Raw genomic sequence first — 19508 nt, 5'->3', positions numbered from 1 at the left:
CGTGACATCGTTGGGAGACACCAAGATGCCGGAAGTGCCCCGGACGCCGGAAGTGTCCCGGACAGGGGACGCGGTGGCGCGACGGTGCGCAGGCCGCAGCCTGGAAGGCCCGTTCTACACCGACCGGGAGTTCTTCGACCTCGACATCGCAGCGATCTTCACCCGTCAATGGGTCTTCGTGGCTGTGGACGCGGAGGTGCCTGAGCCGGGCGACTACACCACCGTGGACATCGGGCCGTACTCGGTCATCGTCCTGCGCGACGACGACGAGAACCTCCGGGCCTTCCACAACGTCTGCCGTCACCGTGGCGCCCGCATCCTGGAAGCAGGGCGTGGATCGGCCGGGAACCTGGTCTGTGGCTACCACAAATGGACCTACGGTGCGGACGGCGCACTTCGGCACGCCCCGTCCCAGCCGGCGCACTTCGACCGTAGCTGCTTCGGACTCAAAGCGGTCCACGTGCGCAGCGTCGGCGGGCTCGTGTTCGTCTGTCTCGCCGACGAGCCGCCCGCCGATTTCGCCGAGGTCGCCGCGCGCGTCGAGCCGTACCTTCTTCCGCACGAGCTACGCCGCGCCAAGGTGGCGGCGCGGACCGACCTCGTCGAGGACGGCAACTGGAAACTCGTGATGGAGAACAACCGGGAGTGCTACCACTGCGACGAACACCCCGAGCTGTTGCGCACCTTCTTCCCCACCTACGGCTACACCGAGGAGAACGTCCCCACGCGGTTGCGCCCGGCGCACGAACGCTACCTGCGGGCCGACGCCGAGATGCGCGAAACGTACGAGAGGCTCGGCCTGCCGTACGCCCTCCTAGAGGAACTGGACAACCGCGCCACCGGATTCCGGATCCAGCGCGACGCCCTCGACCTCGCCGGTGAATCCTTCACCCCGGACGGCAGAGCGGCATGCCACCGTCTACTGGGCGACCTGCCCACGCCCCGCCTCGGGCATCTGGCTCTGCACCTTCAGCCCAACTCCTGGTTCCACGTCGTCAGCGACTACGCGGTCACCTTCAGCGTCCTCCCCGTCGCCCCGGACAAGACACTGCTGCGCACCACGTGGCTCGTCCATCCGGAGGCCACCGAGGGCGTGGACTACGACCCGGACACGCTGGTGAAGATCTGGACCGCGACGAACGAGCAGGACGCACGCCTCGTCGCCCGCGCTCAGCAGGGGATCTCCAGCCCGGCGTACGAGCCAGGCCCGTACGCCCCGACGGAATACCAGGTCGAGGCGTTCTGCAACTGGTACATCACTCGTCTTCGGGAGGCTCTTCAGCGATGAACAACACGCTCACCCTCCCCGGCGCGGAGTCCTTGGAGCCACTGGCCAGGTCTCGTGAAGAGGACGGTTCGGGGGACCAACTGCTGGTCTGCAAACACGTTCAGTACGTCACCAGCGAGATGAAGACGTTCGTCTTCGAGCCGACCGAGCCCCGTCTCTTCCGGCACGACCCGGGCCAGTACCTCGTGTTCACCTTCGAGATCGACGGCCAGGAGGTCGATCGCTGCTACACGATCTCCTCCCCGCCGTCGCGTCCGAACGTCGCCGCGATCACCGTGAAACGGGTCCCCGGGGGACAGGTCTCGAACTGGCTGCACGATCACTTGACTCCAGGCGACACCGTGCGCGCCCGGGGGCCGCTCGGCCAGTTCTCCATGGCCCGGCATCCGGCGCCCGCATACCTCTTCCTCTCCGGCGGCAGCGGGATCACCCCCCTGATGTCGATGACCAGAACGCTCTACGACCTCGCCTCCCCGGCGGACGTCGTCTTCCTGCACAGTGCGCGTACCCCCGACGACATCCCCTTCCGTCAGGAACTGGAGCTGATCGCCGGGACCATGCCGGCCATCCGCGTCGTCCACGTCTGTGAGGACGTCGTTCAGGTCGGCGAGGACGTCCTCCAGGCCCGTGAGGACGTCGTTCAGGTCGGCGAGGACGACGGGCAGGCACCGGGGTGGCACGGCCACCGTGGTCGTCTCACCCTCGGCATGCTGCGGCAGATCGCCCCCGACTTCCCCGAACGCGAAGTGTTCACCTGCGGACCTCCCGGCTACATGCGCGCGGTCCGGCAGATGCTCTTCGGAGCGGGGTTCCCGGTGGACCGCTATCACCAGGAGAGCTTCGAGGCCGGGGTGTCGGACAGCGCTTCCCTGCGCACAGCGGACGAGCCCGACAGGGCCGCGAAGTTCGCTGTGGAGCTTTCCCGCAGCGGGACGACCATCGAATGCGACGCCGGTACTCCCGTACTGGAGGCCGCAGCGCGGGCGGGAATCACGCTTCCCTCCTCATGCGGCGAAGGCTTGTGCGGCTCCTGCATGACGACCCTCGAAGCGGGGTCGGTCGACATGCGGCACAACGGGGGGATCCGCCCCCGTGACACGGCGCAGAACAAGATCCTTCTGTGTTGCTCAACGCCCTTGGAGAACCTGGTGATAGACGCCTGACCTGGATGGCAGCTCCTGCCCCTGATCCTGGCTCCTGCCCTGATCCTGTCCAGTCCCGCCCCTGTCCGCTCTCGCGCCGCCCCGATTCCGGCGCGGCGTCCGGCCGGTCGCTTCCGGAGGCCGGGAGATGCTCACCCTGACCGCGACATAACTGTCTTCCGGTTGACTAGGCCCGCACAGGAAACTAGTTTCCTCTAAGGAAACAAGGTCTGATGGAGCAATCTCGTGGAGGTACCCATGTCCGACCGTCTGCCTCATGCCGACGAGGCCGCCCGAGCGCTCCGTGACGTCGATCAGCGCCGAGATCAGGCGGTACGGGAATCGACGCAGGAGTCCCGTTGGGTCGGCGTGGTGTTCGCCATCGCCCTCTTCGCGCAGCTCGCGGCGCCCGACTTCTTCGGGGAGAAGGTGCGGCCCTGGATGTCGTGGTCCGTCTTCGCGCTCCTCATGGTGTACATGGTGCTGTTGCGGACCCGCCGTGGCTCCGACCTTCTGGGGCGGCCCGCCCGGCCGCGGAAGAGCGAAATCTCCCGCCGGTTCGCGTACTTCGCCCGGCTGGCGATCGCCGTCGTCATGGTGCTCGGCTTCATCGCCGCGCTGTACGGGGGCAAGCTGCTGTTCCCGTACGCGGGGACGGTTCTGGGCGCCGTACTCTGCGGCGGCTTGATCGCATTCGGGCCCACCTTGCAGAAGGGCCTCAACTCCCTGGCCACGCGTCGCCGGCCCGACGACAGCGGTGTGCTCCATGGATCCCGCTGACTTCGACACCGCCCTGCTCGACCCGACGCGACTGTCGATCGTGGCGCTGCTCGCGGGCGTTGAGTGGGCCGAGTTCCGGTGGGTGCGGGAATCGGCGGGGGTCTCACCCTCCGCGCTGTCCAAGCAGGTCAGCACGCTGGAGGCGCGAGGCTACGTCGAGGTGGAGAAGGGGTACGTGGGCAAGCGCCCCCGTACGTGGATCAGCCTCAACCAAGCCGGACGGGACGCGCTCGAAGGGCACATGGCGGCGATGCGCCGGGTCGTCGAAGAGTCACAACGGGCCGGCCGGGTTGTCGAAGAGTCACAACGGGCCGCGGAGAGGCGCGACGCGTGATGCGGTTCCCCGTCGCCGGGGGCGGACCACGCAAATGGGGCGGGGGCGGACCATCGAAATGGTCCGCCCCCGCCCCATGAATGCGCCGAGCCTCGCAGCGGCCGTCCCGCCGGATCCGCGGCGGGTCAGTGGGTCAAGCGGGTCAAGCAGGTCAAACAGGTCAAGCGAGTCAGCCGAACCATGGCTGCACGGCAACCATGAAAAGTGCTGCGATAAGGGCTAATTGCGTCATGCATATATGGGTCGGCGCGGATGAAGGGCTGTTACCGGAACGCACGCCCTCTGCTGAATGCCCGTCACAAACTGAGCATCATCGGAACACCTGGGTCAGACGTCGCCGTAATCGCGGAAAGCACAACGTGAGGGCGCCGGATATGACGTGCTTCGAGATTCGGGCCCTTTGTTCTCTCCGGGCTGTTTCCCCTGCGGCAAGGTGACATGGAGCCATGGCGGCGATCGGGTCGTACCCGCCCCCGCGCGGATCGTTGTCACCTACGACCCGCGCGGGGGCGGGCGCAGGGGCGTTCGCGGAGACGCTGCGGGGGGTGTTCCATGCCCGGTGCTGCGCCGTACCGGGTGAGGTGCCGTGCCCGGTGATCTGCCCGGTGATCTGCCCGGCCCGGTGCTGCGCCGTGCCGTGGCGGGCGGCTCCCCCTAGGTGAGGACGGGGAGTGTCGTCAGCCCGTGTACCAGGCGGGTGGGACGCCGGACCAGTTGCTCGGGGGGTACGGCGAGCCGGAGACCCGGGAAGCGGGTCAGAACCTTCCGGAGGGCGATTTCCGCCTCCGCTCTGGCCAGCGGGGCGCCGACGCACCGGTGGATGCCGTGGCCGAAGCTGAGGTGCCCGGTGGCGTCCTCCCGTCCGAGGTCGAGCTGGTCGGGTTCGGGGAAGCGGCCGGGGTCGCGGTTGGCGGCGCCGATCCCCACCAGCACCGGAGCGCCGGCGGGAATCTCGGTGCCGCCGAGCGTGATGGCCTCTTTCGTGTACCGGAAGGTCGCCGTGCTCACGGGGGAGCCGTGACGCAGTAGTTCGTCCAGTGCGCGCGGCACGAGGGTGTCGGGTTCGCGGCACAGCCGTTCCAGATCCGAGAGCCGCTCGGAGGGCCGAGATGAGAACTGTTCCGAGGGCCGGTCGGAGGGTGGTCGCAGGAGGGCGAGGAGCGCGTTGCCGATGAAGTTGGTGGTGGTCTCGTGCCCGGCGACGAGCAGGAGCACGGCCAGCGCGACCAACTCGTCCTCGCTCAGCCGGTCCTCGCCGTCGCGGGATGCGATGAGCTGATCCAGCAGCGCGTTGCCCGGCCGGTCCCGCTTGGCGGCGATGAGGTCCGTCATGAACGCGGCCATCGCGTGCGAGGCCGCGTCGATCCGCTCGGGCTGCCCCGCCGCGAACATGTCGGCGGACCAGCGCCGGACGTCCGCCCGGTCGGCCGCCGGCACGCCGAGCAGCTCGCAGATCACGGTGACCGGAAGAGGCATGGCCAGCTCGGCGACGACATCGACCTGCCCCGCCGTGGGCCACCGGTCCAGCAGGGCATCTGTCACCTGCTCGATGAAGGGGCGCAGCGCGGCGACGGCGCCCGTGGTGAACGCCTTGGTGACCAGCTTGCGCAGCCGGGTGTGCTGCGGAGGGTCGACGGCCAGCATGTTCCGCGTCACGGCGGGATGCAGCCGGCGGGTGGAGTTCTTGTCGGCGAAGAAGGCGGCGGTGTCCTTCGACAGCCGTGGATCACCGAGGGCCTGCCGCGCTTCGGCGTATCCGGTGACGAGATAGCCGGCGCGCGCGGCGGAGCCGCTCCGTACGAGCTGTACGGGGCCGGCTGGCGGCTGGGCGTCGCGGTCGGGGTGCTGCTGGTCGCGCGGAGACGATTCCTTCACGCGGACAGGCTTCACCCCGTGCCGTGCGCCTGTCATCTCCGCCGCTCGTCGGCGCCGTTCGTCCGCGTCAGGTTTCCGGCGCTGCTACGAGGTCGTACGAGGCCGGCCGAACGATCTCGTAAACACCAACACAGGGTTGTCGCCGACGGCTCCGAGAGTGGGGTCCGGCCGGGAAACGCCCGGCGCTGAACGCTGAACGCTGAACGCTGGACGAGAGGGACGACATGCCTGGAATCAACGGCATCGCGTGGTTCGAGATCGGGACCGACGACCCGGAGGGCGCGGAGCGGTTCTACGGGGACATGTTCGGCTGGACGGTGGCGCACGACGACACCAAGAGCACGGACCAGGCCTACCAGATCTTCACCACCGGTGACCCGGAGGGACTGCGCGGCGGCCTCTTCGCGACGAAGGGGAAGATGCCCAATTACGCGGTGTTCACGGTGCTGGTCGAGGACGTCGAGGCCGCCTGCCGACGGGCCGAGGCAGCGGGGGGTGCGGTCCAGCGTGCGCCGGAGGTCAACCCGGTCGGGGTGAAGTTCGCCCACCTGCTCGACCCGGCCGGCAACCACTTCGCCGTGTTCACCCCGCCGTCCGTCCAGCCCTGAGCCCGACCTGCCGCTGAACGGCGGGTCGTCGGGCCGGCGGATCGGCGGATTCGGCGGACTGCCGGGTGTGCGGGTCGGGGGAGGTCCGGTCGCCCGGCCGGTCACGGGCCCGGACAGCCGCGGGCCGGCTGTCAGCTCAAGGTGAGCTGCTGGACGAGGCCGTACGGGATGTCGAGATCCTCGCGGCGCAGCGCGCGCTGCGGGGGCACCTCGGAGGTGACCGAGACCGAGGTGATCCGGTCGGTCCGGAAGGCGCGCAGGGCGTCGCGCCGTCGGCACCAGGCCATCAGATACCAGTGGGTGGACTTTCCGATGTAGCCGAGGGGTTCGATCTCGCGGGTAGTGGTGGCGCCCTCGCGGTCGCCGTAGCCGATGCGCAGGACGCGGCCGGTGGACAGCGCGTCGGCCACCTTGCGAGGCATCGGGGGTGTGGTGTCCTCGTCGCCGAGCAGGTGGACGCGGCCGGCCAGATCGTGCGCCGCGGCGGCGTCGTCGGCCTGCATCGCCGCGACCAGCTTGCGCAGTGCCGAGGCCGCGGTCGACCGGAACGGCGTGCCCTCCAGCCGCCGCAGTGCCACGGCCATCGCGACGGCCTCGTCCGGCGTCAGGTTGACCGGCGGCAGTGTGCGCGCCTTGTCGAGGCAGTAGCCGCCCGTGCGGCCGGGCTCCGCGTAGATCGGCACCCCGGACTGCTGCAACGCGCTGATGTCCCGTTCGACCGTCCGCACGCTGACCTCGAAGCGGCCGGCCAGCCAGCGCGCACTCCGTGGCCGGGGCGCGACGGCCCGCAACTCCTCGACCAGGGCATAGAGGCGGTCGGTACGGTTCACGCGCATCAACCTACAAGTCGGGTACGACAAGGGCGCCGCCCGCCCGCCCGCCCGCCCGCCGCCCGGCCCGCCCTGCCCCGCCCCGCTCAGCGGTCCAGGTAGGCGAGGACGGCCAGTACCCGGCGGTTGTCCGCCTCCGAGGCGGGCAGGTCCAGCTTGGTGAAGATGTTGCCGATGTGCTTGGCGACAGCCTTCTCGCTGATGAACAGGCCCTCCGCGATGCCCGCGTTGGACCGGCCCTGCGCCAGCCACTCCAGGACCTCGCGCTCGCGCGCGGAGAGGCTGCCGAGCGGCTCGTCCCGGTCCTTGCTGACCAGCAGCTTCGTGATGACCTCCGGGTCCATCGCGGTGCCGCCCTCCGCGACCCGTTCGATGTCGGCGACGAACCGGGCGCCGTCGGAGACCCGGTCCTTGAGCAGATAGCCGACGCCCTCGGGCCCGGTGGCCAGCAACTCGCGGGCGTAAAGGGGCTCGACGTACTGCGACAGCAGCAGCACCGGGAGCCCGGGGACCCGGGTGCGGGCCTCGACGGCGGCGCGCAGGCCCTCGTCGCTGAAGTCCGGGGGCAGCCGTACGTCGACCACGGCGGCGTCCGGACGCAGCTCGGTCAGCGCCCGCAGGAGCTCGGGCCCGTTGTCGACGGCGGCGGCGACCTCGTGCCGGAAGGCGGTCAGCAGGCGGGTGAGGCCGTCTCTCAGGAGGAAGTGGTCTTCCGCGAGGACAACTCGCACGGCAGCTCCATCGTCACCATCGTCGGTCCCCCCGCGGGGCTGTTCACAGCCAGTACGCCGTCGAAGGTGGCCAGTCGCCGCTCGATACCGCGCAGCCCCGTACCCCGCGACACTTCGGCGCCGCCGCATCCCTCGTCGGTGATGTCGACGCGCAGCATGCCGTGTTCGTGCCGTACCTCGATCCAGGCCCGCTCGGCCCCCGAGTGCTTGGCCGCGTTGGCCAGCACCTCCGAGACGGCGAAGTAGGCGGCGGACTCCACCGGCGGCTCCGGCCGCCCTGGCAGCTCGACGCGCACCTCGGTACGCAGCGGGCTGAGCATGGCCAAGGAGCGTACGGCGTCGCCCAGCCCCCGGTCGGCCAGGACTGGCGGGTGAATGCCCCGTACCAGGTCACGCAGCTCTTCCAGGGCCTTGACGGAGGATTGCCGCGCCTCGATGAGCAGCGTGCGGACAGCCTCCGTATTGCTTTCCAGGAGGTGCTCGGCGGCGTCCAGAGTCATGCCCATCGCGACGAGCCGGGCCTGGGCGCCGTCGTGCAGGTCGCGCTCGATGCGGCGGATCTCCGCCATCTGGCTGTCCACGGCGTCGGAGCGGGTGGTTTGGAGGTGGTCTATACGGTCGGCCAGCAGCGCGCTCTCGTTGGGCGCGAGCAGCTTGCGGTCCAGCTGGGCGTGCGCGCGCACCACACGCGGTGCCGCCCACAGCGCCAGCGGGAGCTGGGCGAGGCCGAGCAGCCCGGCCAGGGCGGCGGTGACAGGCCCGTCGACGGGGACGAACAGGTACCAGATGGCGTCCAGCTCGCGGGAGAGCGGCACGCCGCCGAAGGCCAGGCCGACGCCCAGCACGGCGCTGGCGACCAGTGAGAGGGGGAAGAAGGAGAGCGGCCCGTTCACCAGCGGGACGCAGGTCACCCAGCGCCAGTCCCGCCGCTCCTGCGAGGACTTGATCATCATCCGGGCCCGGAGCGGGGTGTACCCGGCCTCCGCGCCGGCCTTCCCGCTCTTCGCGCCGGACTCCGCACCGTCGAGGGGCTCCTCGTACGTGCTGGGGATCTCGATGTCCGACCATCGGGCCGCCAGCGCGCGGTAGCGGTCGGCCAGCCGCCGTACGGCACGCAGCGGACAGGGCAGCAGTATGGAGCCGACCCCGACGACCACCGGGCAGGCCATCGCGAGCCACAGGGACAGCAACAGCGCGCGGAAGGAGAGGCCCCACAGCGTGAGGCAGCGGCGCAGCCCGGTGAGGCCGTCACTGACGAAGGGGCCGAGGGTGACGAGGGGGCCGCTGCGTTGGGTGGGTCCGGCCGTTCGGGCTGGTCCGGCTGGTCCGGCGGGTTCGGCCGGTCCGGCGCGCGTGCCGGTGAAGAAGCCGCTCGACATCTGTTCCCGTGTGGCGTCCATGCCGTCCCCCGTCCTCCCCTGCCCGCCCGACCCGCCCCACCCCGCGTGGTCCTGGGGCGGGCTCTGTCGGCTTCCTCGATTATGGGCCGGGGCGGGGTGGCCGGGCGGTGGTAAAAATGCCCTTTCTCGCGGACGGGATTTCCGTACCCGCCCCTCGCGGCCCCGTTCCGGCCTGCCGTGTCGGGGCCGGGGCCCTGCTCCGGCCTGCCGCGTCGGGGCCGGGGGTCAGCCCTGCGCGCCCCGGACCTCCAGCGCGTCCAGGAGGTCCTCCGTCGCGGCCGTGATGCGCTCGACGGCCTCGTCGAAGGCTGCCTGGTTGTGGGCGGCGGGGGCGCGGAAGCCGGACACCTTGCGGACGTACTGAAGCGCGGCGGCGCGCATGTCCGTCTCGGTGACGGCCTCGGCGTAGGGCGGACGCAGGGTCTTGATGCTTCTGCACATACTGCCGACGGTACGTCGGGCACTGCCGTGGCGGGAGTCCTCCGCCGCCGCGCCACCGCCCGGCCCGGCGCGCGGCCCCACCGCCCGGCTCACCGCCCGGCTCACCGCCCGGCCGGCGCTCGGCCGGGTCGCCTTCCGGCTCGCCTGCCCGTTCGCCTGTTCGGGTGATGCGAGGTACCGTGAAATAGCCGTGATGTGGGTATGCGTCGTGAATCCGGCGTATGTCGCATATGCCCACGCATCTCCGGGTGACCTGGGCGAACGCTCCCACCCCTGGAGGGAGGGCGGGCCATGCAGACCATGACGGGACTGCTCGGTGAGCTGATGCCGGAGCAACGGGAACGGTTGCGCTCGCTGGGGCAAGAGGCATATTTCGAGGCCGGGCAGCGCATCTTCGAAGAGGGTGACAGAGCTGACCGCTTCTGGATCCTGCACACCGGCTCCGCGACGCTCGACATGCACGTGCCCGGCCACCGGAACGTGGTCTTCGACCACGTGCGCCACGGGGAACTGCTGGGCTGGTCTTGGCTGTTCAAGCCGTTCGTGTGGACGCTGGGTTCGCAGGCGGACAGCCCCGTGCGCGCTCTCCAGTTCGACGCCATGTCGGTGCGGGTGCTGTGCGAGGAGGACACAGAACTGGGTCTGGCGCTCAATCACGCGGTCGCCGCGGTGATCGCCGAGCGGCTCCAGCGCTCCCGCGCCCGGCTGATCGACATGTTCGGCCCGTACGCGCCGAGGGACGTCGCCTCCGGGCTGCTCTGATCCAGGCCCAGGCCCAGCCCCAGGCCCTGGCCTTGCCCCTCGTCGCGCAACGTCCCAAGGCGGCACCCTCGCCCCGCAACGTCGTCCCAAGGCGGCAGTGCCCCGTCCCGAGGCCCTCGCCCCGTCCCCAGGGCCCCGTCCCGAGGGCCCTGCCCCAGGTTCCGTTCCAAGGCTCGCCCCGCCCAAGGACAGCAGGCCAGGCGGGGCGACGGTGCGTGCCTCCGCGCGGTGCGCGCGCCCCGCGCGGCGCGCGAGAGCTACCCGGCCGCCGCTGCCGTCCCCGGGGCAGTGTCCGGCGCCGTACCGTCCTGCTCCGCACGGGCGGGGACAGCGGGCTCCGGCATCAGCTCCGGCGCCAGCCCGCCACCCGCCGCCGACGCCACGGGCTCAGCGACCGCCATGGATTCAGGCACTCCCACCGCCTCGGCCACCGCCACCGGCGCAGCCGCCGTCACCTCCTCGGGCCTCACTCCTTCGGGCCTCACCTCCGAGCCGGGCGACGGCACCGCACCCGGCTCCACCGCCGACTTCACCGGCACCGCACCCGACTTCACCACCGCCTCCCGCACGGTCCCCACCTCGGCCTTCACCTCGGTCTCGCGGCCCGAGGTCCCTGCCACGACCCTGTCGACGAAGGGCCGTACGCGCCCCTCCATCATCGCCGCGAGCCCGTTCACCGCGCTCAGTTCGGGCTGCTCGGCAAGGTGCACGGACATGCCCGTCGCCGCTCGCAGCCGCTCGGCGAGGCCGGGCAGCAGCGCGCTGCCGCCCGTGAGCACCATGCCGCGCTCGGCCAGGTCGGCGACCAGGTCGGGCGGGCAGCGGTGCAGGACGGCGCGGATGGTGTGGGTCAGCCCGGTCAGCGGGGTCTGGATCGCGCGGCGTACGTCCTCCGGGTCGATGGTGACGGTGCGCGCGAGGCCGGTCACCATGTCCCTGCCCTGCACCTCGGCGATCTTCTCGGCGCCCTCCCCGCCGGTCAGGGCCAGATGCAGCGGGCGCACCGCCTGGCTGGGCAGCAGCAGCTCGTGGCGGTCGCGCAGGTACTGCACGACGGCGTTGTGGATGATTTCCCCGCCCAGGCTCACCGTTCCGGCGGCGACGATCGAGCCGAGCGAGAGCACCGCGACCTGGGTGGTGACCGCGCCGCAGACGAGGATCATCGTCGCCTCGGGGCGCTCGACCGGCAGCCCGCAGCCGATCCCGGCAGCCGTCGGGGTGTCCACCAGCTCCACCCGCCGCGCCCCCACCCCGGTGAGCGTCTCCACGGTGGCCCGTTGCGCGAGCGGGTCGGCGTCGTGGGGGATGGTCGCCGCGGCCCGCAGCAGCACCCGGCGCCGGCGGAGGCCCCGCAGCCGCTCGCCGACGAGCGCCCGCAGCATCCGCTGTGCCATGTCGATGTCGATGACGGTGCCGCCGGAGACGGGCCGGTCGACGCGGATGTGCCGAGGCGTACGCCCGTCCATCAGCTCGGCGGCCTCGCCGACGGCGATCAGCGCGCCGGAGTGGGTGTTGACGGCGACCACGGAGGGCTGGTCGACGATGAGGCCGGTCCCCTTCACATGGACGCGGGTCCTGGCGGCTCCCAGATCGACGGCGACGGAGCAGCGGTTCAGGTCCTCAAGACTGGAGCAGCCCATGGCGCTCGTGTCCTTCCCGGGAGTGCGGTGCGGGGCGTGGACCGTCCGCCGGACGGTCCACTGCTCAGCGTGCGGCGCGCCGCATCCGGGCGCGCGCCGGGCTGCACCGGTCGGGTGAGCCCGCCGCTGAGGCGCCGTCAGACGACGGCGGGCGCCGCGTCCCCCGTGCTGCCGCCGGTACGGTCACTCACGCCCGAGCCCCCGTCCGTGCCCGTGCCTTCGCCCGCGCCCCCGCTGTCGCCCCGGCCCTCGCCCTCGCTCTCGCCCGCGTCGGCGCCCGTGCCACCACCACCGCGCCGGCCACCGCGCTCGCCCCGGCCACCGCGCTCGCCCCGGCCACCGCCAACGGCGTCCTCGCTGAACTGCGTGCGGTGCAGCTGCTCGTAGCGGCCCCGGGCCGCGAGGAGTTCGGTGTGGGTGCCCCGTTCCACGATCCGGCCGTCCTCCAGCACCAGGATCAGGTCGGCGGCCCGCACCGTGGACAGCCGGTGGGCGATCACCACGGACGTACGGCCCTCCAGGGCCTCGGCCAGCGCCTCTTGCACCGCCGCCTCGGAGGTGGAGTCCAGGTGCGCGGTCGCCTCGTCCAGCAGGACGACGCGGGGCCGGGCCAGCAGCAGCCTGGCGATGGTCAGCCGCTGCCGCTCGCCGCCCGAGAGCCGGTAGCCGCGCTCGCCGACCAGCGTGTCCAGGCCGTCCGGCAGGGAGGCGACCAGCCCGTCCAGACGCGCCCTGCGCAGCGCGGCCCACAACTCGTCGTCGGTGGCCTCGGGGCGGGGGAGGAGCAGGTTGGCGCGAATGGTGTCGTGGAAGAGGTGGCCGTCCTGGGTGACCATGCCGAGGGTCTGCCGGAGGGAGGCGGCGCTCAGGTCGCGCACATCGGTGCCGCCCAGGCGCACGGCGCCGCTGTCCACGTCGTAGAGCCGGGGCGCCAGCGAGGCGAGGGTGGACTTGCCCGCGCCGGAGGAGCCGACCAGCGCCACCATCTGGCCGGGTTCGGCACGGAAGGAGATGCCGTGCAGCACCTCTTCACCGCCCCGGGTGTCGAGGGTGGCGACCTCCTCCAGAGAGGCGAGGGAGACCTTCTCGGCGGAGGGGTAGCCGAAGCGCACGTCGTCGAACTCGAGGGAGACGGGCCCTTCGGCCACCGGCCGGGCGTCCTCCTTCTCCTCGATCAGCGGCTTGAGGTCCAGCACCTCGAACACCCGTTGGAAACTGACCAGCGCGCTCATGACCTCCACCCGGGCGGAGGCCAGCGCGGTCAGCGGGGCGTAGAGCCGGGTGAGCAGCAGCGCGAGGGAGACGACGGCGCCGGGGTCGAGGCTGCCGCGCAGCGCGTAGTAGCCGCCGAGTCCGTATACGAGGGCGAGGGCGAGCGCCGCCACCAGTGTGAGGGCCGTGAAGAAGATCTCCTGCACCATGGCGGTGCGCACCCCGATGTCCCGTACGCGCCCGGCCCGCCCGGCGAACTCGGCGGACTCCTCGCGCGGCCTGCCGAAGAGCTTGACGAGGGTGGCGCCGGGGGCGGAGAAGCGCTCGGTCATCTGGGTGCTCATCGCCGCGTTGTGGTCGGCACGTTCGCGCTCCAGCTTCGCGATCCGGGCGCCCATGCGGCGCGCCGGCAGTACGAACACCGGCAGCAGGGCGAGGGCCAGCAGCGTGATCTGCCAGGACAGGTTGAGCATCACCACGAGGGTGAGCAGCAGGGTGACCAGGTTGCTGAAGACCTCCGACAGCGTGCTGCTGAAGGCCCGTTGGGCGCCGATGACGTCGTTGTTGAGGCGGCTGACCAGCGCGCCGGTGCGGGTGCGGGTGAAGAAGGCCACCGGCATGCGCTGCACATGGTCGTAGACGGCGGTACGCAGATCGAGGATGAGGCCTTCACCGACCTGGGCTGAGAGCCACCGGGTGAGGATGCCGACGGCGGCCTCTGCGAGAGCGATGAGGGCGATCACCCCGGCGAGGGTGAGCACGGTGGCCGCGGGGTCGCGGTGCACGATCGCGTCGACCACCTGACCGGCGAGCAGTGGGGTGGCCACGGTGAGGACGGCCAGGGCGCTGCTGAGCAGCAAGAAGGCCAGCAGCTTGCGGTGGTGACGGTGGGCGAAGCGGACGATGCGGCGGACCGTCGCCGCCGAGAAGGGGTGTTGGTCCTGGTGCGCGTGGCGCGTGTTGTACAGGGCGTTCCACGCGGTGATCTCCATGCTCATGCAAGGAACGTAGAACTTGAAGCGAAGTTCAAGTCAAGAGATGTGGGGAGTGACGGCGCCGCGTGCGGGCATGCGGACAGGCAAAGACAGGTAAAGAACGGCCGCATCGCGTCTGTAGGAGTGCCGGACGCCGGAACGGCCCGAATGCCCTGTCTCCGGGACCCCGCGTGACGACGGCGAAGCGGTGCGCTACCCGCTTTGACCGGCTGTGATGGTCCCGCGACAGGGGGTCGTGCACGTGCATCGGCACATGCATCGGCAAGTGAACGCGGTTATGATCCCGGGCAGTTGACAGTTTCGACACTGCTCAACCTGCACCCCCCACACCTGACTAGTCCGGGAGATCCAAGTGCCTCACGCGTACAACGGCATGGCCGCCAGGGACCTCCAGGGGGTCGTGTGGCGAAAGAGCCGCTACAGCAACTCGCAGGGAACCTGCGTCGAGTTCGCCAAGCTGCCGGACGGAGACGTCGCCATGCGCAATTCGCGCTTCCCCGACGGACCCGCGCTCGTCTACACGCCCGCCGAGATGGAGGCGATGCTGCTCGGCATCAAGGACGGCGAGTTCGACTACCTCATACGGGACTAGTCCAACCGCCTTGTACGGGGCTGACGTGTACGGCGCCCACACACACGGGGCTGACGCGTACGCGCCCGAGCTCGTTCGCGCGCGGAAGACCCCGCGCCGCTCGAAGTCCGGCCGCTCAGGCCGGGCCGAGCCGAAAGAGCGCCCACACGATCTTGCCTGCCAGCGGCCCGGAGAGTGGGTGCCAGCCCCAGTTGTCGCTGAAGGAGTCGACGAGGCAGAGCCCTCTGCCCGACTCGGCGGCGAATGTCAACGCCTCGGCCCCGTCCGCGGGATCCCCCGTGTTCCCGCGGACGAGGGCCTCGGCTGTTCCCCCGTGGCCCCCGTATCCCCCGTTGGCCCCTCTTTCCCCGTGGCCCCCGTTGCCCCCGTGCTCGATGGTGCCTTCTCTGTGTCCCCCCAGCGCCGCCGGCCCCGCCGGGCTCAGGCCCGAGGTGTCCGGCGGCTCGTCGCTGGGGTCCCTCACGGCACAGACCAACCGGGCCGACCAGCGCATCAGATGCAGCCGTACCGGCGGATCGCCCTCGTCCCCCGACGCCGCCCCGTGATCGGCGCCGGGGGCGAGGCCGTGCCGCATGGCGTTGGTCACCAGTTCGGAGACGACCAGCGCCACGTCATCGAATTCTTCGGTGAGCCCCCAGTTTTGGAGAGTCCTGCGGGTGAAATCCCGTGCGCTTTTGACCGATTCGTAGTGCGGCGGAAGCGTGCATGAAGCGGAACCCGAAACCGAAGTGGCATCCCGCGTGACGAGCCCTTGCCATAAGGGCTCCAGCACCGTTGATCCATCGGTCCCCATGAAGGGCCACTCCTGGCGTTAGCGGCAGTGATGATCCTGTGCGGATCCTGTCGGCCGTGCTTCCCCGCCTGGTGCGGGCGCCAAAGTGCTCCCCGTGTCGCCAACTAGACCGACACCGGGTGCACTTGTGCGATCCCCATGGTTCCCAATGCCCACAGCAGATGCAAGGGCAGATGCACGTGCACGAGAGACTTTCGATCGTGTGTAATCACACGGGCACGCAACGAAGCGCAGAGATGGCACACTTCCCTTCAAGCAGGGGCGGAGGGCTGATCGAAATGGTTACAGAACCGGCAAATCACGTCAGCGGAGGCGCAAAGGGGGCGAGTAGTTCGAGTGGGTCCATGGTCCGGCGGATCCTGCTCGGATCCCAGCTGCGGCGGCTCCGCGAGGCGCGCGGGGTGACCCGCGAAGCAGCCGGTTACTCGATCCGTGCTTCCGAGTCCAAGATCAGCCGCATGGAGCTGGGGCGCGTGAGTTTCAAGGCGCGGGACGTCGAGGACCTGCTCACGCTCTACGGGGTGACCGACGACGCCGAGCGCGAGCCCCTCCTCGCCCTCGCCCGGGACTCCAGCATCGCCGGCTGGTGGCACAACTACAGCGATGTGCTGCCTGGCTGGTTTCAGACGTACGTCGGCCTCGAAGGCGCCGCCTCTCAAATCAGCACGTACGAGGTCCAGTTCGTGCACGGCCTGCTCCAGACCGACGGGTACGCCCACGCGGTGGTCACCGCCGGCCACCGCCATCCCATCGCCGAGGAGGAGATCGAGCGCCGGGTCGCCCTCCGTCTGGAGCGCCAGAAGCTCCTCCTCGGAGAGAACGCCCCCGACCTGCTCTGTGTCCTGGACGAGGCCGCGCTGCGTCGGCCGTTCGGCAGCGAGACGATCATGGACGGCCAGCTCGCCCACCTGGCCGAGATCTCCGAACGCCCCAATGTGACGCTCCAGGTCATCCCGTTCGAGTCCGGCGGACACGCCGCCGAGAGCGGCGCCTTCACCCTGCTGCGCTTCCCCGAGTCGGACCTCAACGACGTGGTCTACCTGGAGCAGCTCACCAGCGCGCTCTACCTCGACAAGCGCGACGAGGTGGCGCAGTACGACCAGGTCCTGGAGCGCCTGGTGGATATCAGCCTTTCTCCCGCACGGACCCGCGATCACCTTCACCGAATCCGCCAACTAAGGTGACGCAACGGTAAGATGACCTGCCTACAGGATCTCCTTCCACCCCCCGAAGGAATGGCATGTCCTACTTCACGGAGCTGGCGCTCCAGTGCATAGATGGTGAATGGCGCCCCGGGACCGGGTCCTGGGACATCATCGACTTCAACCCGTACAACGGCGAGAAGCTGGCCTCGATCACCGTCGCCACCTTGGACGAGGTGGACCAGGCATATCGCGCGGCTGAGCGCGCGCAGCGCGAGTGGGCCGTCACCAATCCGTACACCAGAAGGCGCGTCTTCGAGCGGGCGATCCGCGTCATCGAGGAGAGCGAGTCCCAGATCACGGAGGCGATCATCGCCGAGCTGGGCGGCACCCGGCTCAAGGCGGCCTTCGAGATCCATATGGTGAAGGAATTCTTCCGGGAAGCGCTTCAGCTCTCGCTGCACACCCAGGGGGAGATCCTGCCCTCTTCGGTCGAGGGCAAGGAGAATCGCGTCTATCGCGATCCCGTCGGTGTCGTGGGTGTTATTTCCCCCTTCAACTATCCCTTCCTGCTGGCCGTCAAATCCGCCGCGCCCGCGCTCGCGCTGGGCAACGCCGTTGTTCTCAAACCCCACCAGTCGACCCCGGTGTGCGGGGGCACCCTGGTCGCGAAGGTGCTGGAGGAAGCGGGGCTTCCGCCGGGGCTGGTGAATGTCGTGATCACCGACAGCGCGGAGATCGGCGACACCCTCATCGAGCACCCGGTTCCCAAGGTGATCTCCTTCACCGGGTCCGACCGGGTCGGCCGCCATGTGGCCACCGTCGCGGCCCGCAATTTCAAGCGCGTCATTCTCCAGCTCGGCTCCAACAGCGCCCTGCTGGTGCTGGACGACGCCGATGTCGACTACGCCGTGGACGCGGCGGTTTTCAGCCGCTTCGTCAACCAGGGCCAGCTGTGCATGGCGGCCAACCGGATCATCGTGGACCGCTCCCTGGAGCGGGAGTTCACCGCCAAGTTCGTGGCCCGCGTCAGGGAACTGGTCGTCGGCGACCCGGAGGATCCGGCCACCCACATCGGCCCGCTGATCAATTCGCGCCAGGCCGAGCGGCTCACCGCCATCGTCGAGCAGGCCGTCTCCAGCGGGGCGACGGCGCTGCTGCACGGCACCGTTGAGGGCAACCTCGTCTCGCCCAGCGTGCTGACCGACCTGCCGCCGGACTCGCCGCTGCTGCACGAGGAGATCTTCGGGCCGGTCGCGCTGATCATCCCCGTCGACGGCGAGGAGGAGGCCGTCCGCGTCGCCAACGACACCCCTTACGGCCTGGCGGGCGCCGTGCACAGCGGCGACATCGAACGGGGCATCGCGGTGGCCCGCCGCATCGAGGCCGGAATGGTGCATGTGAACGACTCGACGGTCGCGGACGAGCCGATCGTGCCGTACGGCGGCGAGAAGCACTCGGGTCTGGGCAGGCTCAACGGCCCCCAGGTGGTCGAGGCGTTCACCACCACCAAGTGGGTCTCCATCCAGCGGCAGCGCACCGCGTTCCCCTTCTGAGTGCCGCTTTCGAACGATGGTGTCTTGAGGACAGAAGCTGACCGCGAGGCCGCATAACTTGTTCCTCACCGGGGCCCCGAACGGGGTCCCACACGCTGAGAGGTGGCAAGAGCATGCCGGTAGTCGTTCAGGCCGAGGCCCGCGGTGACGAGCGCGGAGCGCTCCTGGCGTATCTGGAGGCCCAGCGCGGCGGCATCCGCCGCGCCCTGCACAACCTCACCGAGGAGCAGGCCCGCAGCGCCCCCGCGGCCAGCGAACTGTCGGTGGCCGCGCTGCTCAAGCACGTGACGGTCGTGGAGAGCGGCTGGGTGCGCACCTTCCAGGGCATCGAGGCCACGGAGGCGGAGAAGAAGGAAGAGTGGGAGAACAGCTTCACGCCGTCTTCCGAGGAGACGATCGAGGAGCTGATCGCCTTCTCCGAGCGGGTCGCCGCCGAGACCGAGCGGGCCGTGCGCGCGGTGGCCTCGCTGGATGAGACCTTCGTCGTCCCGCCGGCCCCCTGGGACAAGGGCGGCGACTTCTCCTGGCGCTGGGGGCTGCTGCACCTGATCGAAGAGGTCGCGCGGCACGCGGGCCACGCCGACGTCATCCGCGAGACGATCGACGGCAAGGGCGCATTCGACCTGGTCTTCGAGACCGGCGCGATGCCCGAGCCCGACTGGACGGGCTTCGAGTCCCAGAAGTGACATCGGGTGGCGTTCTCCTCTCTGGTCAAGCTTGACTAGGGTTCCCCTGTACGGACGGACGCGGGGGACCTGGGAGGACGCGAACAACGATGTCGTCGATCCGGCTGCTGGTCCTGGGATCCGTGCGCCTGCACGGACGGGCACACGGCTATCAGATCCGCAACGACCTGGAGTACTGGGGCGCGCACCAGTGGTCCAGTGCCAAGCCCGGGTCGATCTACCACGCCCTCAAGCAGCTCGCGAAGCAGGAGCTGCTCCTCGCGCACGACGTCGCGCCCAGTACGGCGGGCGGTCCGCCGCGTACCGAGTACGAGCTGACGGCGGCGGGCGAGGAGGAGTTCATGAAGCTCCTGCGCCACTCGCTCACCTCCATCGACGAGAAGCCGGACGTGCTGACGGCCGGCGTCGGTTTTCTCGTCGAACTGCCCCGCGCCGAGGCCCTCGCGCTGCTCAAGCAGCGGGTGGCGGCGCTGGAGGAGTGGCGCGGTGAGGTCACGCGGCACTGGACCCCCGAGGGCAGCACTCCCGAGGAGTGGGGCCACATCGGCGAGATCATGCAGCTGTGGGTGCACACCGCCGACAGCGGGGCCGCCTGGGCGCGTGCGCTGATCGCCCGCCTGGAGAGCGGGCTCTACGTCATGGAGGGCGAGGGGGAACGGGACCGGACCGGCCTGACGGCGGACCCGGACTGCTGAAGCCCT

The 19508-nt window shown here is 70.3% G+C and carries 18 protein-coding genes and 1 pseudogene; 11 read left to right on the top strand and 8 right to left on the bottom strand.

Annotation, left to right across the window (positions count from 1 at the left end; genetic code table 11):
- The first annotated feature begins 1 nt into the window (after nucleotide 1).
- The 4 genes from OHB04_RS18675 (at nucleotide 2) to OHB04_RS18660 (ending at nucleotide 3544) form a co-directional block, all read left to right on the top strand.
- Nucleotides 2-1288: an aromatic ring-hydroxylating oxygenase subunit alpha gene (locus tag OHB04_RS18675; protein ID WP_326688837.1), complete on the top strand. Its 1287-nt coding sequence runs from the start codon at nucleotides 2-4 to the stop codon at nucleotides 1286-1288.
- On the top strand, nucleotides 1285-2451 hold the full coding sequence (locus OHB04_RS18670; RefSeq protein ID WP_326688836.1) for a hybrid-cluster NAD(P)-dependent oxidoreductase: 1167 nt from the start codon (nucleotides 1285-1287) through the stop codon (nucleotides 2449-2451). The genes OHB04_RS18675 and OHB04_RS18670 overlap by 4 nt, the downstream gene beginning before the upstream one ends.
- 237 nt (nucleotides 2452-2688) lie before the next feature.
- Complete coding sequence (locus tag OHB04_RS18665) at nucleotides 2689-3210, top strand: hypothetical protein (RefSeq protein WP_326688835.1); 522 nt, start codon at nucleotides 2689-2691, stop codon at nucleotides 3208-3210.
- Nucleotides 3197-3544 carry a winged helix-turn-helix domain-containing protein gene (locus OHB04_RS18660; RefSeq protein ID WP_326688834.1) on the top strand — a complete coding sequence of 116 codons (348 nt, stop codon included), beginning with the start codon at nucleotides 3197-3199 and terminating at the stop codon, nucleotides 3542-3544. Before OHB04_RS18665 ends, OHB04_RS18660 begins: the two co-directional genes overlap by 14 nt.
- 654 nt (nucleotides 3545-4198) lie before the next feature.
- Here OHB04_RS18660 and OHB04_RS18655 read toward each other — a convergent pair.
- A complete protein-coding gene (locus tag OHB04_RS18655) occupies nucleotides 4199-5455 on the bottom strand; it encodes a cytochrome P450 family protein (protein WP_442814875.1) in 1257 nt (418 codons plus the stop codon).
- Between the two features lie 188 nt (nucleotides 5456-5643).
- On the opposite strand from OHB04_RS18655, the gene OHB04_RS18650 reads away from it, so the two are divergent.
- On the top strand, nucleotides 5644-6027 hold the full coding sequence (locus tag OHB04_RS18650; RefSeq protein WP_326807838.1) for a VOC family protein: 384 nt from the start codon (nucleotides 5644-5646) through the stop codon (nucleotides 6025-6027).
- A gap of 131 nt (nucleotides 6028-6158) precedes the next feature.
- Here OHB04_RS18650 and OHB04_RS18645 read toward each other — a convergent pair whose 3' ends face one another.
- From OHB04_RS18645 to OHB04_RS18630, 4 genes are all read right to left on the bottom strand, one after another.
- Nucleotides 6159-6857, bottom strand: coding sequence for a helix-turn-helix transcriptional regulator (locus tag OHB04_RS18645; RefSeq protein ID WP_326688830.1), 699 nt, complete (start codon nucleotides 6855-6857; stop codon nucleotides 6159-6161).
- Between the two features lie 86 nt (nucleotides 6858-6943).
- The gene (locus tag OHB04_RS18640; protein WP_326688829.1) at nucleotides 6944-7588 is read right to left on the bottom strand and encodes a response regulator transcription factor; all 645 of its coding nucleotides are present in this window, start codon (nucleotides 7586-7588) and stop codon (nucleotides 6944-6946) included.
- A complete protein-coding gene (locus tag OHB04_RS18635) occupies nucleotides 7552-8988 on the bottom strand; it encodes a sensor histidine kinase (protein ID WP_326807837.1) in 1437 nt (478 codons plus the stop codon). Before OHB04_RS18635 ends, OHB04_RS18640 begins: the two co-directional genes overlap by 37 nt.
- A 225-nt stretch (nucleotides 8989-9213) precedes the next feature.
- Nucleotides 9214-9429 (bottom strand): DUF2277 domain-containing protein, encoded by a 216-nt coding sequence (locus tag OHB04_RS18630; protein ID WP_326807836.1) that lies wholly within the window; start codon nucleotides 9427-9429, stop codon nucleotides 9214-9216.
- A 291-nt stretch (nucleotides 9430-9720) separates the two neighbouring features.
- Between OHB04_RS18630 and OHB04_RS18625 the strand changes: the two genes are divergently transcribed.
- The gene (locus tag OHB04_RS18625; protein ID WP_326688826.1) at nucleotides 9721-10191 is read left to right on the top strand and encodes a Crp/Fnr family transcriptional regulator; all 471 of its coding nucleotides are present in this window, start codon (nucleotides 9721-9723) and stop codon (nucleotides 10189-10191) included.
- A gap of 634 nt (nucleotides 10192-10825) precedes the next feature.
- Here the strand turns inward: OHB04_RS18625 and OHB04_RS18620 are convergent.
- Both OHB04_RS18620 and OHB04_RS18615 read right to left on the bottom strand, forming a co-directional pair.
- Nucleotides 10826-11831: pseudogene (locus tag OHB04_RS18620) on the bottom strand (rod shape-determining protein); the annotation flags it as partial.
- Nucleotides 11832-11968: 137 nt separating this feature from the next.
- Complete coding sequence (locus OHB04_RS18615; protein WP_442814874.1) at nucleotides 11969-14041, bottom strand: ABC transporter ATP-binding protein; 2073 nt, start codon at nucleotides 14039-14041, stop codon at nucleotides 11969-11971.
- Between the two features lie 349 nt (nucleotides 14042-14390).
- On the opposite strand from OHB04_RS18615, the gene OHB04_RS18610 reads away from it, so the two are divergent.
- Nucleotides 14391-14630, top strand: a complete 240-nt coding sequence (locus OHB04_RS18610) for a DUF397 domain-containing protein (protein WP_326688825.1) — start codon at nucleotides 14391-14393, stop codon at nucleotides 14628-14630.
- A gap of 115 nt (nucleotides 14631-14745) precedes the next feature.
- On the opposite strand, the gene OHB04_RS18605 is transcribed toward OHB04_RS18610, so the two are convergent.
- Nucleotides 14746-15423 carry an ATP-binding protein gene (locus OHB04_RS18605; protein WP_326688824.1) on the bottom strand — a complete coding sequence of 226 codons (678 nt, stop codon included), beginning with the start codon at nucleotides 15421-15423 and terminating at the stop codon, nucleotides 14746-14748.
- Nucleotides 15424-15767: 344 nt separating this feature from the next.
- On the opposite strand from OHB04_RS18605, the gene OHB04_RS18600 reads away from it, so the two are divergent.
- From OHB04_RS18600 to OHB04_RS18585, 4 genes are all read left to right on the top strand, one after another.
- Complete coding sequence (locus tag OHB04_RS18600) at nucleotides 15768-16607, top strand: helix-turn-helix domain-containing protein (protein ID WP_326688823.1); 840 nt, start codon at nucleotides 15768-15770, stop codon at nucleotides 16605-16607.
- Between the two features lie 56 nt (nucleotides 16608-16663).
- On the top strand, nucleotides 16664-18121 hold the full coding sequence (locus tag OHB04_RS18595; protein WP_326807835.1) for an aldehyde dehydrogenase family protein: 1458 nt from the start codon (nucleotides 16664-16666) through the stop codon (nucleotides 18119-18121).
- A gap of 113 nt (nucleotides 18122-18234) precedes the next feature.
- Complete coding sequence (locus tag OHB04_RS18590) at nucleotides 18235-18807, top strand: DinB family protein (protein ID WP_326688821.1); 573 nt, start codon at nucleotides 18235-18237, stop codon at nucleotides 18805-18807.
- Nucleotides 18808-18896: 89 nt separating this feature from the next.
- On the top strand, nucleotides 18897-19502 hold the full coding sequence (locus OHB04_RS18585; protein WP_326688820.1) for a PadR family transcriptional regulator: 606 nt from the start codon (nucleotides 18897-18899) through the stop codon (nucleotides 19500-19502).
- Nucleotides 19503-19508 lie beyond the last annotated feature (6 nt).

Origin of the sequence: Streptomyces sp. NBC_01775, assembly GCF_035917675.1 — a bacterium.
In the GTDB taxonomy this organism is placed as follows: domain Bacteria; phylum Actinomycetota; class Actinomycetes; order Streptomycetales; family Streptomycetaceae; genus Streptomyces.
Note: the sequence above shows the minus strand (reverse complement) of the source record. Positions and strands in the feature narration are given on the sequence as shown.

Coding starts and splice junctions, on each gene's coding strand:
- OHB04_RS18665 (WP_326688835.1), top strand. CDS start 2,689: ATGTCCGACCGTCTGCCTCATGCCGACGAGGCCGCCCGAGCGCTCCGT.
- OHB04_RS18595 (WP_326807835.1), top strand. CDS start 16,664: ATGTCCTACTTCACGGAGCTGGCGCTCCAGTGCATAGATGGTGAATGG.
- OHB04_RS18670 (WP_326688836.1), top strand. CDS start 1,285: ATGAACAACACGCTCACCCTCCCCGGCGCGGAGTCCTTGGAGCCACTG.
- OHB04_RS18605 (WP_326688824.1), bottom strand. CDS start 15,423: ATGGGGACCGATGGATCAACGGTGCTGGAGCCCTTATGGCAAGGGCTC.
- OHB04_RS18650 (WP_326807838.1), top strand. CDS start 5,644: ATGCCTGGAATCAACGGCATCGCGTGGTTCGAGATCGGGACCGACGAC.
- OHB04_RS18635 (WP_326807837.1), bottom strand. CDS start 8,988: ATGGACGCCACACGGGAACAGATGTCGAGCGGCTTCTTCACCGGCACG.
- OHB04_RS18660 (WP_326688834.1), top strand. CDS start 3,197: ATGGATCCCGCTGACTTCGACACCGCCCTGCTCGACCCGACGCGACTG.
- OHB04_RS18590 (WP_326688821.1), top strand. CDS start 18,235: ATGCCGGTAGTCGTTCAGGCCGAGGCCCGCGGTGACGAGCGCGGAGCG.
- OHB04_RS18615 (WP_442814874.1), bottom strand. CDS start 14,041: ATGAGCATGGAGATCACCGCGTGGAACGCCCTGTACAACACGCGCCAC.
- OHB04_RS18655 (WP_442814875.1), bottom strand. CDS start 5,455: ATGACAGGCGCACGGCACGGGGTGAAGCCTGTCCGCGTGAAGGAATCG.
- OHB04_RS18625 (WP_326688826.1), top strand. CDS start 9,721: ATGCAGACCATGACGGGACTGCTCGGTGAGCTGATGCCGGAGCAACGG.
- OHB04_RS18585 (WP_326688820.1), top strand. CDS start 18,897: ATGTCGTCGATCCGGCTGCTGGTCCTGGGATCCGTGCGCCTGCACGGA.
- OHB04_RS18600 (WP_326688823.1), top strand. CDS start 15,768: ATGGTCCGGCGGATCCTGCTCGGATCCCAGCTGCGGCGGCTCCGCGAG.
- OHB04_RS18630 (WP_326807836.1), bottom strand. CDS start 9,429: ATGTGCAGAAGCATCAAGACCCTGCGTCCGCCCTACGCCGAGGCCGTC.